Below are 15,002 nucleotides of genomic sequence, written 5' to 3'. Positions count from 1 at the left end.
GTGTACTACGGACGCAGCACGGACCACAGGCGCGCCGCTGCATGATGCATATGCGAACTGACCGTCGGCCTCGGAAAAAAGCCCCATCCGCGCCAAATCCGCGCGCCGACCTTCGGATACCTTCCCGCCCGCCAAGCGATCGACTAGGCTTGAGACGCACAGCGACCGCAATTTCATAAAAAGACGGTCACGGCGAGAGGAAACGCTTTGAACGGACTGGCGAGCCGGCGCAGCGAAGCCATGCGTAGCGTAAGCGGGGGCAGGCGTGGGCGCGTAGGGGCCGGCCTGTGGGTTTCCCTCCTGCTGGCGATCCTTGGCTTTCTCGTCATCTACCCGATCCTGATGCTGCTGCTCGGCGCGCTTACCGATACCAATCCGGTGGTCGACGGCATCAGCTTCAGTCATCTCTCGGTGACCAACTTCCTCACCGTGCTGGCGAACCCGAATGTCGCCGAGGCACTCGCCAACACGCTGATTGCCTGTGGCGGCGGCACGCTGATCGCGGTCGCGGTCGGATTGCTGTTTTCCTGGATCGTTGTCCGCACCAATACGCCGTTCAAGGGTTTTATCGCGGCCGCCAGCATCCTGCCATTGTTCGCGCCGCCGCTGGTCGCGGGCGTCGCATGGGCGATCCTCGGCTCGCCGAAGACCGGCCTGATCAACACCATGTTCAAATGGGTGGGGCTGGATTGGCGCGTCGATTTCTATTCGATGTGGGGACTGGTGTTCGTGTTCGGCATCTACTACGCGCCGTATGTCTACATGTTCACCTCTTCGGCGCTGCGCAACATGGATCCGAGCCTGGAGGAGGCCGCCGAGATTTCCGGCGCCAGCGCCTTCGCGACGCTGTTCTCGGTGACGTTTCCGCTGATCATGCCGGCGATCATCTCGGGCATGCTGCTGTCGTTCATCGTGATGCTCGGCATCTACGGCATTCCGGCGGTGCTGGGCGCGCCGACCAACCTTGCCGTGCTGACCACCTATATTTTCAAGCTCACCAATTGGTCACCGCCGCTCTACAACACCGCCGCAGCGGTGGCGATCATCCTGATGGTCGTCACGGGCCTGCTCGTATTCCTGCAGCACAAGGTGCTGAGCGGCCGCAGCTACACCACCGTCGCCGGCAAGGCGTTCCGTCCGCGTAGCCTCGATCTGGGGCGCTGGCGCTGGTTCACCTTCGGTCTCGGCATCGTCTATCTCCTGGTCGTCGTGGTGCTGCCGTTGTTCGCGCTGATCGTTGCCGCGTTCCGCAAGTTCATGTTCATACGCGACGTCTCGAGCCTGTTCGATGCCAGGCAGTATTCCCTGATGCATTTTGAAAGCATCTTCGACAATCCGCTGACCATGCGTTCGATCTACAACGCGGTCGAAGTCGGGCTGATCACAGCGGTGGTTGGCGGTGCGCTGGCATTTGCGATCGGCTACACCATTCACCGCACCCAGGTGATGGGCCGCCGCTGGATCGACGTGATCTCGACCTTGCCGGTCGCAATCCCAGGCCTCGTGGTCGGTGTCGCCTACCTCTGGGCCTGGATCGGCATTCCCGCAGGGCTTTACGGCACGATCTGGATACTGGCGCTGGCGTTCATCGCGCGCTTCATGCCGGACACGGTCAAGTCGCTGTCGACCTCGTTCCTGCAGATCCATCGCGAGCTCGAGGAAGCCGCCTGGGTCTGCGGCAACGGCGTGCTCGGCACCATCAGAACGATCGTGCTGCCGCTGGCGCGGCCGGGGGTGATCGCCTCGATGACGCTGTTGTTTGTGCTGGCAATCCGAGAACTCGGCTCGTCGCTGTTCCTCTATACCAGCAACACCATGGTGATGTCGGTGCTGTTGCTCGACTATTACGAAGGCGGCAACCTCGGAAAGACCGCCGCATTCAGCCTGGTGCAAACCGTTCTGCTCGGCGTTCTCATCGGCGGCGCCAATTGGCTGTCGCGCGGTGCGGCGCAGAGCAGTGTCGCCCGAACCGGATAACAAAACGAAGGGGAGGATTGGCTATGACTGGAAGGATCTTCACCAAGCTTGCTGCAATCGCCGGCATCGCCGGTCTTGCGCTGACATGGAGCGCAGCGGCGCAGGCGCAGGAGTTCGGCTCGCCCGAACTGATTGCCGCGGCGAAGGCCGAGGGCAAGCTGATTTACTACACCGCGAATTTCGCCGAGGTCGAGCAGCAGGTCATCAAGGCGTTCAACAAGCGTTTCCCCGAAATTAGGATCGAGATGGTGCGCGCGCCCGGCGGCCAGCTCATCACCCGCGTGAAGACCGAGGCCGCGGCCGGCAAATTGATCGCCGACGTGGTCGATCATTCCGACCGCGCGCTGATGCAGCCCCTGGCGGATATGTTCCAGGATTACGCGCCGCCGAATGCCGCGGACTACAATCCCGAGGCGCAGATCGCACCGCAGCTCTGGCCGCGTGTCACGCTGGTGTGGGCGATCGCCTACAACACGGAATTGGTAAAGAACCCGCCCAAGAACTGGATGGACCTCACCAAGCCCGAATACAACAAATTGACCGGACAGGTGGTCGCTCCGTCGGGCGGCACCACGTGGACCCGGGTGATGTTCGAGCGCCAGGTGCTCGGCGAGGACTATTGGGCCAAGCAGGCTGCGACCAAGCCGGTGTTGTATCCATCGGGTGCGCCAATGTCAGACTCGCTGGTGCGTGGCGAAATCGCGATGGGGCCTTTGCTCTACAATGCAATTTATCCGAAGCAGAAGGACGGCGCGCCGATCCAGATCTTCTTTCCGCCGGAAGGCGCGCCGGTCAATCCTTATGCCACGGGCATTCCGAAGACCGCCGCGCACCCGAATGCTGCAAAACTGTTTCTCAACTGGTGCCTGTCGAAAGAGGGGCAGACATTCATGATCAAGGAGCTCGGCAACCTCACGTCACTGAAGGTGCCGCCGGCATACCCGGAAGGCTTTGATCCAAAAGTGGTCAAGGTCTGGTTCCCGAAGTTCGACGAGTATGTGAAGTTGCACGCGGCCTGGGTGGCCGACTGGAACAAGGCCTACGGCTACGGGCAGTGATCGTCATAGCAGAGAAATTATCGAACCCATGACGGCAACCCTGGAAGTCACCGACCTGCGCAAGCAGTTTGCGATCGGCCGGCCGGCGATCGATGGCGTCAGTTTTGGCGTGCCGGCCGGCGAGATCGTGGTTTTGCTCGGCCCCTCCGGCTGCGGCAAGACCACGACGTTGCGCTGCGTCGCGGGGCTGGAACACCCGACGTCAGGTGAAATCAGCATTGCCGGCAAGGTCGTCTCGTCACCCGAGCGTGGTATTTTGGTGCCGCCACGTCTGCGCGATCTCGGCATGGTGTTTCAGTCGTATGCGGTGTGGCCGCATATGACGGTACGACAGAACGTGGTCTATCCACTCAAGCACCGGAAACTTTCGCGCAGCGACGCCCGCCGCAAGGTCGATGAAGTGCTCGAACTGGTCGGTCTGTCGGAATACGCTGATCGAGCGGTCGTCGCATTGTCAGGCGGCCAGATGCAGCGCGTGGCGCTGGCGCGCAGCATCGTGTACCGGCCGCAACTACTGCTGCTCGACGAGCCCCTGTCGAACCTCGACGCCAAGCTGCGCCTGCGGCTGCGCGATGATCTGCGCGTGATTCTCAAGCAAACCGGGATGACTGCGCTCTATGTCACTCATGACCAGGCCGAAGCCGTCGTGCTCGGCGACCGCATCGGCGTGATGCGCGACGGCAAATTGCTGCAGATGGATACGCCGGATGCGATCTATAACCGCCCGGCGGATTTGTTCGTTGCCAACTTCACCGGCGCGACCAACGAGCTCGCCGGCACGCTGGTGTCGCGCAACGGCCAGTTCGGCATCGTCGATTTCGGCGAGGGGCGGCGGGGCGAGGTGGCTTTGCTGCATTCGCTCGGCCCGGACGAGAGGGTGCGTATTGCGCTGCGGCCGGAGAACATCACGATCGGCCAACATGACGGCGCCAACATTTTTCCCGCCCGCGTTCTCGACCGCCGCTATCAGGGCACACAGACGGCCTACGGCATCGAACTGTTCGGCCGGCGGCTGGAGGTGGTCGAGCTCGGCACCGCGGCTCGCCATCAGGTCGGCGTCGAGACCCGGGTTTCACTGCCGCGGGAGAGTTGCTGGGCCTATCGCGATACGGGACCGACGGCATATGAATAGCGGCTGATAGGTCTTACGTGCCCGGGCTCAACCCCAGCCGCGCGTAGATTCGCCGCGCATAGGCGCCGAACTCATCTGTGGTCTTGATCGGCAATGCGCGGGGAAACGGGAGCTCGATCGGGAAATATTCCGCCATTCGCGCCGGACCTGCGGTGAGCACGGCGCAGTGCGAGGCGAGGAACACCGCTTCCTGGATCGAGTGCGTCACGAACAGGATGGTCTTGCCACTTTCGCGCCAGATCCGCAGCATTTCGAGGTTCATCTGCTCGCGGGTCAGCGCATCGAGCGCGCCAAACGGCTCGTCCATCAGGATCAGCTTGGGATCGTGGATGAAGGCGCGCGCAATCGCAGTGCGCTGTTGCATGCCGCCGGACAATTGCTGCGGGTATTTATCCTCGTAGCCAGCCAGTCCCACCAGGTTGAGCAGATCGCGGGCGCGGCTCCGCGCAGCCTTCATCGGCAGGCCGACGATTTCAGCCGGCAGCAGCACGTTATCCAAAATGGTTCGCCATTTCAGCAGCAGGGCCTGCTGGAACACCATGCCGATGTCGCGAGCGGGGTCGAACGATGTGTTCGCATTGCCGATCTTGATCGTGCCGCCATCGGCCTCGTGCAATCCGGCCAGGATCTTCAGCACGGTGGTCTTGCCGCAGCCGGACGGGCCGACCAGCGAAACCAGTTCGCCTTCCTTCACGTCCATGGTGACGTCGGAGACGGCGAGGAATTCCGCGCCCTTGGACCGGTAAACCTTGCGGACGTTGCGCAGGCTGATGAAGGGCTCGTCCGCCGTCATGCCAACCATTTCTGCAGGTTCGCCTTCACGAAGGCGTCGTCGGAGAGATCGGCATGCTCGCGGCAGACGCGGTCGATTTCCTGCATCTGGCCGGGGCTCAGCCCTTCGGCCGGATCGAGACACCAGAGACCTTGCATCAATCCCTGCCGCCGCAGGATTTCGTGGCAACCGGCGATGCAGCCGTGAAAATTATTGGCAACGTCGAAGAACGCGCCGTTGCAATCGGTGACACGCGCGTCGAGCGCCAAGAGATCGGCCGGCACGGCGTCCTTGCCGCGTGCCGCCTTGCACATCTCGAACTGCCTGATCGCGCTCGCGGTCCATACCGACCAGTGCCCGAGCAGGCCGCCCTTGAAGTACGCTCGCGTGGTGACGCCGTTGTCGCGCAGGTCGAACGGCAAAGTGAGGTCCAGCAGGATGTGATCGTCGTTGCCGGTATAGAGCGCAACGCGGTCGAGTGCGCGCGCTGCCGCGACGCCGCGCAGAACGTCCAGTGTCCGATAGCGATTGAACGGCGCGATCTTGATCGCAATGACGTTATCAATAGCCGCAAAGCGCTTCCAGAAATCGGCGCTGAGGATCACGCCGCCGACGGCCGGCTGCAAATAGAAGCCGACCAGCGGGATCTCGCGTGCCACTGCCTCGCAATGCGTGATGATCTCGTCCTCGGATGCCGATTTCATCGCAGCCAGGCTGAGCAGGCCGGCGTGATAGCCGATGTTGCGTGCCGTTTGCGCCTCTGCAACAGCCTGCTGGGTCGGACCGGCCAGGCCTGCGACCATCGCGACCGGCCGCTTGGTCCATGAAGCGGCGGTCTCGGCCGCCAGCTCCAGCACCGGACGGTACATGCCGACGTCGCGGATCGCGAATTGCGTGGTGTGCACGCCCACGGCCAATCCTCCGGCGCCAGCATCGAGGTAATAACGCGTCAGCGCCCGCTGATGCCGTACATCGAGTGCGCGGTTGGCGTCGAGCGCGAGCGGATGCGCCGGAAGCACGGTGCCGTCGGCGATCAGCTTTCGAACCTCGGCCTTGATTTCGCTATGATGCATGGCGGCTATTCCTATCCGAATTCCGGGCCGGCGACGGCGAACGGCGGTTGCGCGGGCGAGGCGATCGAGGAGCCAAAGCGCATGCGCTGAAATGGCCGCTCGATATTCCAGCCCGAGCGAACGAGGCCGTTCAGAAACGCATCCTGAGAATGAACGGCGTCGATCAGCCAGGGGCCGGTCTCGGAGCTAGTGATGGCGTCGACCAATGCCAGCGCCTGATCGGCGTGGTCCGCCAGGACTGGACCGATGTGCCGTGCGGTGCGTCCATCGCGGATCAGGGCCATGGCTCGAGCATCCGACACGATGCGAGAACCCGGGCGCGCGGCAAATTCCGACAGCAATGTGCTGCGGTCGAATCCCATGGCGCCGCCATCGCGCGCTGCCAGGGCTTCGAGGCTGCCGGCCGCTGGCGGCCTTGTCGCTGTGGTGCCTTGCGGCTTTTCCAACCGCAACCGCCGTAATTGCAGCGTTGGCGCAAAGCCGAGCGGACCATAGACGGTCGCGCCAGCCGGCGTGGCATCAAGCCAGGTTGTGAGCCGGCGCCGCGCGGCCGCTTCCAGGCAGGTATCGACGAGCCTGGTCGCAAGGCCGCGCCGACGAAAATTGGCGGTCACGAGCACCATGCTGATCCAGGCATTGCCCGCCGAGTAGGGCAGGAGCGCCGCTGATGCCACCAACCGGTCGCCGTCGCGCGCGCCGAATACGATCCCATGGCTCAGGAAAAAGCGCCAGTCGGCTTCGTTCTGGTTCCAGCCGGCTTCGGTCGACAGCACGAGCCCGGCCTTCGCATCGCTGACATCGAGTTCGACGATGTCGATGGGCTCAATAGCGGCCATCGCGCACCTCGTATTTGGTGGGCTTGCCGAGGCTCGGCATCGAACGCGACACCCAATCAGCGGTCCAACTGATGAGCTGCTCGGTATCGACGATCGGCAAGCCGAATAGTTTCACCGCCTGCGACGTGTCGGTGAGCCACGCCGTAGGCTCCTCTTTGCCGACAATCACGGGCGCGCGGCCGAAGCGCTGGCCTAATTTTGCGGCGAGATCGCGCACCGCCAGGATCTCGTGGCCACTGACATTGATCGGCGAGGTCGGCGTCTCGCAATGCGCGAAACAGCGCAGCGCCTGCGAGGAAGCGTCGCCTTGCCAGATGAAATTGACATGGCCGAGGCTGACGTCGATCGGCTGGCCCTGCAGCACCTTGCTCGCGATATCGTGCAGCACGCCGTAACGCATGTCGATCGCGTAGTTCAGCCGAAACAGCCGTCCGGGCGTTCCATGCTTACGTGAGAAATACTCGAACATACGCTCGCGCCCGACGCAGGATTGCGCATATTCGCCCGGCGGATCGGGCGCCATATCCTCGGCCGAGCCCTTGCCGTTGACCGGCACGAACGGATAAACGCAGCCGGTCGAGAACGCGACGATACGCGAGGTCGCAAAGGCCTGCGCGACCAGGGCAGGGACGTGCGAATTCATCGCCCAGGTCAGCGAGAGGTCGCCCTCGGCGCCGAACTTGCGTCCGGCCATGAAGACGATATTCGGAACTTTCGGGAGGGCCTTGATGGCATTTTCGTCGAGCAGGTCGCAATTGATGGTCTCGACGCCGCGCGCCTGCAGCCAGTCCTTGACGGCGGGATCGCTGAAGCGGGCCACGCCGATCACGCGGCGCTCCGGCGCGGCCGCCTTGGCAAGGCCGGCCAGCGTCGGCCCCATCTTGCCGGCAACACCCAGGATCATGATGTCGCCGTCGACCTTGCGCAGATCGTCGATCAATGCCTGGGTCGGGCGACACAACAGCTCGTCGAGTGCGGTGATATCGGCGATCGTCTGCGGCAGGTTCTCGCGCGTCAGCAGCATCTTCATTCCCTGTCTTATTGCAGCCGGATGTCACGGACGACGAACATCCGCTCTAACCCGAGCACGAGCCCATACAGCGCCACACCGAGCAATGTCAGGAGCGCCACCGCCATCACCATCGCCGGCGTGTCGAGCGAAGACTGCACCTGGATCATGAGGTAGCCGAGCCCCCGCTCGGAGGCGATGAACTCACCGACAATCGCGCCGGCAACCGCCAGGATGGCACCGACTTTCATTCCGGAAAACACGTAAGGCAACGCACCCGGCAACTGGATCTTTCGAAACAGCGTCCACCGCGAACCGCGCAGCGACTTCACGAGATCCAAGAGATCAGGCTCGACCTCACTCAATCCACGCGCAGTGGTGAGCAGGATCGGAAAGAAGCAAATGGAAAACGCGATCAGGATGTTCGGAAAGATGCCGTAGGAAAACCAGACGATGAACAGCGGTCCCAGCGCCACTTTCGGGATCATGTTCAGCGTCACGAACAGCGGCAGCAGCAATAGGCTGACCAGCGGCGACCAGGTGAACAGCATGGCCAGCATGATGCCGACCAGCGCGCCGAGGCAGAACCCGCCGAGAATTTCGATGGCCGTCACCGCGAGATTGGAGGGCCAGGCATAGCTGGGAGAACCCAGCGTTGCGACGGTCGCGAGTGGCGAGGGCAGAATGAATTTCGGCACCTGGAAGGCGTCGACCAGAACCTGCCAGAGCACGATCACCGCCAGATGTACGATCAGGATGATCGCGAAAGACCGTGCCGATCCGCCGTCACCGCTGAACACCGTGCGCTCCCTTATGATGCGCGGCCGGTTCCGCGCCGCGTGGCGGCAATCTACCGCGGCCCCTGCCAGTAATCAACCATATGGTTGATTATGGGCGCAGCGAATGCATCACCAGGTCGACCACGTGCCTGCGGCGCGCCTGCCGCGCGGCCCGGCTCGACAGGTCCCTGCCGAAGATGGCCGACAGGGTCGGCGTGTTCGAAAAGTAGAAGTAGCTGAGCCCGGCAATCGAGATATAGAGGTGCACGGGGTTGATACCTTTACGGAATATGCCGGCTTTTACGCCCTCGCCGAGAATGGTCGAGACCAGGCTGACCAGCGGCGAGTGCATCGCTTCCAGTTTTTGCGATCCGCGCACATGCCGGGCGCCGCCGCGGTTTTCATCGTTCAGCAGCACGATGAAGTCCGGATGCGCGGCGAGGTGATCAAAGGAACTCTCGATCAGCTTTTTGATTGCCTGCTCAGGCGGCAGCCCTTCGAGATTGAGCTTGCGCTCCTGGGCGCGGATCTCCTCATAGACCCATTCCAGCACCGCCAGATACAGCGCGTCCTTGTCGCCGAAATAGTGATAGACGAGCTGCTTGTTGACGCCCGCCCGCGCGGCGATCTCGTCGACCCTGGCCCCAGCGAGGCCGCTGCTGGCGAATTCGCGCCGCGCCGCCGTCAGCAATTTTTTGCGGGTCGCGGCCGGATCGCGCCGCTGCGGCCTGGTATCGTCAGAACGTTTTTTGGGCATTTCCAACCAAATAGTTGACAAGTCGTCTGGTCCCTTGTTGCATTGGTAGCGTCAGGAATGCGCGACGACAAGATCGGTTACAGAACGAGGAGGGTGCGATGAAGGCTTTGCGAATTGCAGGATTGGCGCTTGCGCTTGCCGTGCCGGCTGCGCCCTGTGTGGCCGCCGAGTCGGTTAACCTGATCCTGAACTGGACGCCGACGGCCGATCATTCGCCGTTCTACTACGCCAAGTCTCAAGGCTGGTACGAGAAGGCCGGCATCGATCTCACGATCGAGGTCGGCAAGGGCTCCGGCGTCTCCTCGCTGAAGGTCGGCTCCGGCGGCTCGCCGTTCGGCATCGCGGATCTCGCGACCGCGCTGGTGGCCAAGAGCAAGGGCGCCGACGTGGTGGCGCTGATGAGCATCTACGCCAACACCGGACAGACCTTCTATTGGCTGAAGAGCTATGGCGTGAATGGGCCGAAGGACTTTCCGAACCACAAGATCGGCAATCCGCCTGGCGACGCGTCACGGGTGATGTGGCCGGCCTTTGCCAAGGCGGCGGGCATCGCGCCAGATTCAGTGAGCTTCGTCAATGTCGGCCCGACCGCCAAGATCGCGGCGCTGAAGAGCCATACCGTCGATATCATCAGCGACTTCTACAACGAGCACGACCTGAAGGTGATCGAGTTCGGCGCCGATCTCGGTTACGTCAACTGGAAGGACATCGGCCTCAACCCTTACGGCAATTCGCTGGTCGTCAACGGCGCGTATCTTGCGAAGAACCCGAAGCTGGTCGAGGAGTTCGTCAAAATCAGCCAGAAGGCCTATGCGGCCTGCGTCGCCGACGTCGAGCCCTGTCTGAAAGCGTTGCTCGACCAGGCCTCCGGTCTCGACAAGCAAAACCAGCAGCGCCAGTGGGAGCGCATCAAGTTCCTGATGACGGACGAATTCACCACGACCAAGGCCTTGGGCTGGATCGATGCCGAGCGGATGAAGAAGGACTACGAGCTGGTGCAGACCTATCTCGGCATGGAAAAGCCGTTTGATGTGAACACGGCGTTTTCGGTCAAGATGCTGGATCAGGCGATCAAGATGGATGCGAGTAAGGTCAAGAGGTAGGCGGGCTCTCCGCCGTCATTGCGAGGAGCAAAGCGACGAAGCAATCCATCTATCCCCGCGCGGATAGGTGGATTGCTTCGCTTCGCTCGCAATGACGGTGAGCCAGTCGTCCCGAGCTGTGCTAATGATGGGCACGTTCGCCACTCCCGAAAGGCGCCCCGGATGACAATCACCGAGCAAGCCCCGTCCTCAGACAAGGAGGGGCTGCGGCGTGCAAATGGCTATTTTGTGCCACCGCCATCGTCCTGGACCATCCTTTTGCAGTGAGATGTCATGATGGAAGATCACCCTCTTCTGAACGTGCTGGCGAACTGGCCAGGCCGTGTTTCGACACAGCTTGCCTTCGAGGCGCGCGGCTTCATGATCCACAGGGCATGGCAAAATCGAATGATTGAGTACTGCGGCGAACACCAGGCGGACTTGCTCAATCGATACTGGGATGAAGTCGCGTTGGAAACAATGCGGTGCGCAGGAATGGTGCGTTCCGAGATGCGGTACTTTGGCATTGAACCAAGATACCGTTCTGCATTTTTGGACGAGCTCTTCGCGGCCAGGGATTTTCTTGAGCCTCCTTTTCAAGCTCCCCCGCTCATCAGATGCTTGTTTGAGCATCTCAAGAAGACCTGGTTTGATGCAGAGTTTGGAAATAGCGAAGCAGCCTTCATAGGGATGCAGAAGAAGCAGGAGAGCGAGCGTTTAGAAATTCAGACGGCGGGTTGGACAGGAAAGAAGCGGGACGTCCTTCCCTTCATTGATAAGTTTTGCTCAGCGCATGCATTCAAGCGCCGTCGTAACCTCTGGCATAAAAATCTGAGCTGCGGCTTTGTCTTCGAGGTCAGTACTGATCTCGGGGGGAGTCCCTATTGTACCCAAATGCCATTGATGTTTCGGATATTCCACGCGGACGATCCCAAATTTGCGTTTGAGTTGGGAGGGAATGAGCCGTTCGATCAGCTTGTCTACGGAAGTCGATTGTACGGTGGAGGAGGGGATGCCAGCGATTTTGTTTTGGGAGTTCGGGCAAGCATTGAGCTGTTCGATGTAATCGCCGTATCCTTTGGGACTTCTCCGCAAGCTTAGAATCGGAAGCAGTCTTGGCTTCCCGCAAATTGCTGCGAATCTCTGTACTTCCATTCATCTCCGTGGGGAGAGGTGGATTGCTTCGCTTCGCTCGCAATGACGGCGTGAAAGAAGCAGGCGCCGCCTCACTGCAGCGCCATCCCTGCGGTCGCGATCACCTTCGTCAGCTTCTCGTAATCGGCCTTCATCAGCGCGGCGAGGTCGGCGAGCGGCATCGGCTTGCCCGGGATATTGGCGACCGCGAGTTGGCGCTGTACCCCCGGATTCTGTAGCGCCTTGTTGATGCCGTCGTTGATCTTGGCAACGATGTTATCCGGCGTGCCGGCCTGAACATAGATGCCGTACCAGGGCAGGTATGCGGCTTCCGGAAATCCGGCTTCGGCGATTGTCGGCACGTCGGGCAAATCGGCGACGCGTTTGTCGGTCATCACGGCCAGCGGCTTCACGCTGCCGGCCTTGATGTGCGGCAAGGCGAGCTCGAGCGAGACGATCTCGAAATGCATCAAGTTCGTCATCAGGTCGGTCAGAGCCTGCGGCTGGCCCTTGTAGCCGACATTGGTCAGCTTGATATCAGCGGCCTGAAACAGTTTTTGCGCGCTCAGGTCGATGGAGGAGCCGGTGCCGGGATTGCCGAAATTGAGTTCGCCCGGCCTCTTGCGCGCGATCTCGACGAATTCCTTGATGGTGCTGGCCGGCATCGACGGATGCACCAGCGCCACGCTCCGATTCCAGACCGCAAGGCCGACGCATTTAAGATCCTTCAGCGCGTCCCAGCCGGCGTCCTTGTAAAGCGTCGGGTTGACCAAAGCCGCGGGGCCGGTAACCAGCCAAGTGTAACCGTCGGGTTCGCTGCGCGCCACGGACGCGGTGCCGATGTTGCTGTTGCCGCCCGGCCTTGCTTCGATAACTACCGTCTGTTTCCAGTCGCGGCCGACTTGCTCGGTCACCGCGCGCGCGACGATGTCGACGATGCCGCCGGCGGGGTAGGGCACGATGACGCGGATCGGACGGTTCGGATAATTGCTCTGCGCGTGCGCCGCGTTGCCGAGCAGCATGATTGCGCCCAAAGCAAAACCCAAGGCAGGATTCACGGCAAAGCCCAGCACGGTTTTGATCCGGCTCATTCTTCCCTCCCCATGTTTGCCGCATCGTTCCCGCGATGCGCCGCGCCCCTCTGACGGGGGTATTCAGTCGTTGGCCACCAGCGAGCGAATGCTGCGCGCCAAGCCCAGCATGCGCGGCCCGCATTCACGCTCGATCTGTTCGGCGTTGAAGCGAAACGAGGGAATGCCGCAATTGACCGACAGGCAATCGCCCGACGGCGTGCGGTATAGCGGCGCGGCGACGCCAAAAATCTCGCGCCGCCATTCGCCGAGCGAAATCGCAAAGCCGCGCTCCTTGCAAAGCTCGACGTCCGGCAGCGTCCGCCTCTGGACATAATCGGCTTCTTCCGGGCGCTCGGCCTTCACCTTCGCCACGTACGCGTCGAGTTCTTCCCCTGTGAAGAGCGAGAGCAGGGCGCGGCCGACTGCGGTGGGCGCCAGCGAACTAGCAAAGCCGACATCCGGCAGATGCGCCACGGCGTCGGTGGTGCGCAGCGTTTCGACATAGATGAAGTCGAGCCCGAACGGCATCGCGATCGAAACCGTGCCGCCGGTGTAGGCCGCAAAATCGCGCATCAGCGGGCGTGCCAATTGCCGCACCTTCAGCGCCGACAGCACCGGGTAGGCCGCGGCCAGAATGCCGAGCCCGAGCTGGAAGCGTCCCTTCGCATCGCGCTTGAGATAGCCGAGTTGCGCCAGTGTGTAGGTCAGCCGCGACACCGTCGGCCGCGACAGGCCGGTATGGAGCGCAAGCTCGGCGTTCGACAGCGAGCCCGCGCGGTTGCGGAACGCCGCCAGTACGTCGAGCCCATGCGCCAGCGTGGTCGCGAAGGAGGGATCGGCCTGATCCTCCGCAGTCCGGGATATCGAGGGATCGACATTGGAAATCGCCATGGCCGAAAGTTGGCCATGGTTCCCTAAATATGTCAATATATCGAAATGAATTTGCATATTGTGTCGATATACGCTTAGCTTCCCGAAAAATCGGGAGGCAGCATGGATTTCGACCTTTCCGGGCGATCGGAAGACTGGCGGAAGAAACTTCAGGCGTTTTTCGACGGCGAAGTACTGCCGCGCCATCGCGGCTGGCTCGATCACTCCGCCAAAGGCGAGCCAGCACCCTTCATGGAGGACCTGCAGCGCAAGGCGCGTGCGGCGGGGCTATGGAATCTCGGGCTTCCCGAACTCGGGGAAGACGAGCCCGGCACGCGTCTTTCCAACCTCGAATATGCGCCATTGGCTGAGATCATGGGCCGGTTGTTCTGGGCGCCTGAGGTCTTCAATTGCCAGGCGCCCGACGTGCCCAACATGATCGCGCTGCAGAATTGCGCGACGCCCGAGCAGAAGGCGCTCTGGCTGCAGCCGCTGCTGGAAGCCAGGACGCGTTCGGCGTTCGGCATGACCGAGCCGGACGTGGCTTCATCCGATGCGACCAACATCGCCACGCGCATGGCCAGGGATGGCGATGACTACGTCATCAACGGACGGAAATGGTTCATCACCGGCGCGGCACATCCGAAATGCAGCTTCCTGATCGTGATGGGCGTGACCGATTCCGACGCTGACCGGACGCGGCGCCATTCCTGCATCATCGTGCCGATGGATACGCCAGGCGTTCGGCTGGTGCGCCGGCTGCGCTGGATGGGGTGTGAAGATCACGTCGCGCCGATCGGCGAGCTTGCGTTCGATAACGTGCGCGTGCCCCGCGCGAACCTGCTTGGCGCGGAAGGCGACGGCTTCAAGGTTGCGCAGATTCGTTTGGGGCCGGCACGCATCCATCATTGCATGCGCTCGATCGGGCTGTGCGAACTGCTGATCGAATTGATGATGGTGCGGTCATCCGAACGGTCCGCGTTCGGACGTACCGTGATGCAATACGACACCGTGCAGCGCTGGATCGCCGAATCCCGCGTCGAGCTCGAGCAGGCACGCCTGTTGACCTATCGTTGCGCATGGCGCCTCGATCAGGCCGGCCATCACGGCGCCTGGCGCGATGTGTCCTTGATCAAGGTTGCAGTGCCCGCGATGCTGCAGAAGATCGCCGACCGCGCCATGCAGGTGTTCGGCGCCATGGGCGGCTCCGACGACGCGCCGATCCATCAGGCGCTGGCCTGGGGACGCCTGCTGCGGATCGGTGACGGGCCCGATGAAGTCCATCTGCGGCAGATCTTTCGCATGGAGCCGATGCCGGCCTGGTCGATTGCCAACTCGCCATATCTGTCCGCACATCCGTCCTGAGCGGCGGATACGTAACGGCGGCCGGTTCGAGGGACTCGCGTGTCGCTGACGCTATTCGAATTTCGACCTTCTGTTTCTTCTGCGT

At 62.0% G+C, this 15,002-nt stretch carries 14 protein-coding genes; 6 read left to right on the top strand and 8 right to left on the bottom strand.

Annotation, left to right across the window (positions count from 1 at the left end; translation table 11 throughout):
• Positions 1-240: 240 nt before the first annotated feature.
• From V1277_RS04955 to V1277_RS04945, 3 genes are read left to right on the top strand one after another with little or no spacing between them, the layout of a single operon-like run.
• Complete coding sequence (locus tag V1277_RS04955; protein ID WP_334415231.1) at positions 241-1,977, top strand: ABC transporter permease; 1,737 nt, start codon at positions 241-243, stop codon at positions 1,975-1,977.
• A 23-nt stretch (positions 1,978-2,000) separates the two neighbouring features.
• Positions 2,001-3,035, top strand: coding sequence for an ABC transporter substrate-binding protein (locus V1277_RS04950; RefSeq protein WP_334415230.1), 1,035 nt, complete (start codon positions 2,001-2,003; stop codon positions 3,033-3,035).
• Positions 3,036-3,063: 28 nt separating this feature from the next.
• The gene (locus tag V1277_RS04945) at positions 3,064-4,167 is read left to right on the top strand and encodes an ABC transporter ATP-binding protein (protein WP_334415229.1); all 1,104 of its coding nucleotides are present in this window, start codon (positions 3,064-3,066) and stop codon (positions 4,165-4,167) included.
• Positions 4,168-4,180: 13 nt separating this feature from the next.
• On the opposite strand, the gene V1277_RS04940 is transcribed toward V1277_RS04945, so the two are convergent.
• The 6 genes from V1277_RS04940 to V1277_RS04915 all read right to left on the bottom strand — a co-directional run bounded on the left by V1277_RS04940 (position 4,181) and on the right by V1277_RS04915 (position 9,393).
• On the bottom strand, positions 4,181-4,969 hold the full coding sequence (locus V1277_RS04940) for an ABC transporter ATP-binding protein (protein ID WP_334415228.1): 789 nt from the start codon (positions 4,967-4,969) through the stop codon (positions 4,181-4,183).
• On the bottom strand, positions 4,957-6,012 hold the full coding sequence (locus V1277_RS04935) for a dihydrodipicolinate synthase family protein (protein ID WP_334415227.1): 1,056 nt from the start codon (positions 6,010-6,012) through the stop codon (positions 4,957-4,959). Before V1277_RS04935 ends, V1277_RS04940 begins: the two co-directional genes overlap by 13 nt.
• Positions 6,013-6,023: 11 nt before the next feature.
• Positions 6,024-6,848, bottom strand: a complete 825-nt coding sequence (locus V1277_RS04930) for a GNAT family N-acetyltransferase (protein WP_334415226.1) — start codon at positions 6,846-6,848, stop codon at positions 6,024-6,026.
• Positions 6,835-7,872: an NAD-dependent epimerase/dehydratase family protein gene (locus V1277_RS04925; RefSeq protein ID WP_334420285.1), complete on the bottom strand. Its 1,038-nt coding sequence runs from the start codon at positions 7,870-7,872 to the stop codon at positions 6,835-6,837. Before V1277_RS04925 ends, V1277_RS04930 begins: the two co-directional genes overlap by 14 nt.
• A 14-nt stretch (positions 7,873-7,886) precedes the next feature.
• Positions 7,887-8,657, bottom strand: a complete 771-nt coding sequence (locus V1277_RS04920) for an ABC transporter permease (RefSeq protein WP_334415225.1) — start codon at positions 8,655-8,657, stop codon at positions 7,887-7,889.
• An 88-nt stretch (positions 8,658-8,745) separates the two neighbouring features.
• Positions 8,746-9,393 (bottom strand): TetR/AcrR family transcriptional regulator, encoded by a 648-nt coding sequence (locus V1277_RS04915; protein ID WP_334415224.1) that lies wholly within the window; start codon positions 9,391-9,393, stop codon positions 8,746-8,748.
• A 98-nt stretch (positions 9,394-9,491) separates the two neighbouring features.
• Between V1277_RS04915 and V1277_RS04910 the strand changes: the two genes are divergently transcribed.
• Positions 9,492-10,496, top strand: coding sequence for an ABC transporter substrate-binding protein (locus V1277_RS04910; RefSeq protein ID WP_334415223.1), 1,005 nt, complete (start codon positions 9,492-9,494; stop codon positions 10,494-10,496).
• A 273-nt stretch (positions 10,497-10,769) separates the two neighbouring features.
• Positions 10,770-11,576 (top strand): hypothetical protein, encoded by an 807-nt coding sequence (locus V1277_RS04905; RefSeq protein ID WP_334415222.1) that lies wholly within the window; start codon positions 10,770-10,772, stop codon positions 11,574-11,576.
• A 125-nt stretch (positions 11,577-11,701) separates the two neighbouring features.
• Here V1277_RS04905 and V1277_RS04900 read toward each other — a convergent pair whose 3' ends face one another.
• Both V1277_RS04900 and V1277_RS04895 read right to left on the bottom strand, forming a co-directional pair.
• Complete coding sequence (locus V1277_RS04900; RefSeq protein WP_334415221.1) at positions 11,702-12,700, bottom strand: Bug family tripartite tricarboxylate transporter substrate binding protein; 999 nt, start codon at positions 12,698-12,700, stop codon at positions 11,702-11,704.
• A 63-nt stretch (positions 12,701-12,763) separates the two neighbouring features.
• On the bottom strand, positions 12,764-13,573 hold the full coding sequence (locus tag V1277_RS04895; protein WP_334415220.1) for an IclR family transcriptional regulator: 810 nt from the start codon (positions 13,571-13,573) through the stop codon (positions 12,764-12,766).
• Positions 13,574-13,675: 102 nt separating this feature from the next.
• Here V1277_RS04895 and V1277_RS04890 point away from each other — a divergent pair, with 102 nt between their 5' ends.
• Positions 13,676-14,917 carry an acyl-CoA dehydrogenase family protein gene (locus V1277_RS04890; protein ID WP_334415219.1) on the top strand — a complete coding sequence of 414 codons (1,242 nt, stop codon included), beginning with the start codon at positions 13,676-13,678 and terminating at the stop codon, positions 14,915-14,917.
• Positions 14,918-15,002 lie beyond the last annotated feature (85 nt).

Origin of the sequence: Bradyrhizobium sp. AZCC 1588 (assembly GCF_036924735.1) — a bacterium.
Classification (GTDB): domain Bacteria; phylum Pseudomonadota; class Alphaproteobacteria; order Rhizobiales; family Xanthobacteraceae; genus Bradyrhizobium.
Note: the sequence above shows the minus strand (reverse complement) of the source record. Positions and strands in the feature narration are given on the sequence as shown.

Coding starts and splice junctions, on each gene's coding strand:
- V1277_RS04955 (WP_334415231.1), top strand. CDS start 241: ATGCGTAGCGTAAGCGGGGGCAGGCGTGGGCGCGTAGGGGCCGGCCTG.
- V1277_RS04905 (WP_334415222.1), top strand. CDS start 10,770: ATGATGGAAGATCACCCTCTTCTGAACGTGCTGGCGAACTGGCCAGGC.
- V1277_RS04900 (WP_334415221.1), bottom strand. CDS start 12,700: ATGAGCCGGATCAAAACCGTGCTGGGCTTTGCCGTGAATCCTGCCTTG.
- V1277_RS04930 (WP_334415226.1), bottom strand. CDS start 6,848: ATGGCCGCTATTGAGCCCATCGACATCGTCGAACTCGATGTCAGCGAT.
- V1277_RS04910 (WP_334415223.1), top strand. CDS start 9,492: ATGAAGGCTTTGCGAATTGCAGGATTGGCGCTTGCGCTTGCCGTGCCG.
- V1277_RS04890 (WP_334415219.1), top strand. CDS start 13,676: ATGGATTTCGACCTTTCCGGGCGATCGGAAGACTGGCGGAAGAAACTT.
- V1277_RS04925 (WP_334420285.1), bottom strand. CDS start 7,872: ATGCTGCTGACGCGCGAGAACCTGCCGCAGACGATCGCCGATATCACC.
- V1277_RS04945 (WP_334415229.1), top strand. CDS start 3,064: ATGACGGCAACCCTGGAAGTCACCGACCTGCGCAAGCAGTTTGCGATC.
- V1277_RS04950 (WP_334415230.1), top strand. CDS start 2,001: ATGACTGGAAGGATCTTCACCAAGCTTGCTGCAATCGCCGGCATCGCC.
- V1277_RS04915 (WP_334415224.1), bottom strand. CDS start 9,393: ATGCCCAAAAAACGTTCTGACGATACCAGGCCGCAGCGGCGCGATCCG.
- V1277_RS04935 (WP_334415227.1), bottom strand. CDS start 6,012: ATGCATCATAGCGAAATCAAGGCCGAGGTTCGAAAGCTGATCGCCGAC.
- V1277_RS04895 (WP_334415220.1), bottom strand. CDS start 13,573: ATGGCGATTTCCAATGTCGATCCCTCGATATCCCGGACTGCGGAGGAT.
- V1277_RS04940 (WP_334415228.1), bottom strand. CDS start 4,969: ATGGTTGGCATGACGGCGGACGAGCCCTTCATCAGCCTGCGCAACGTC.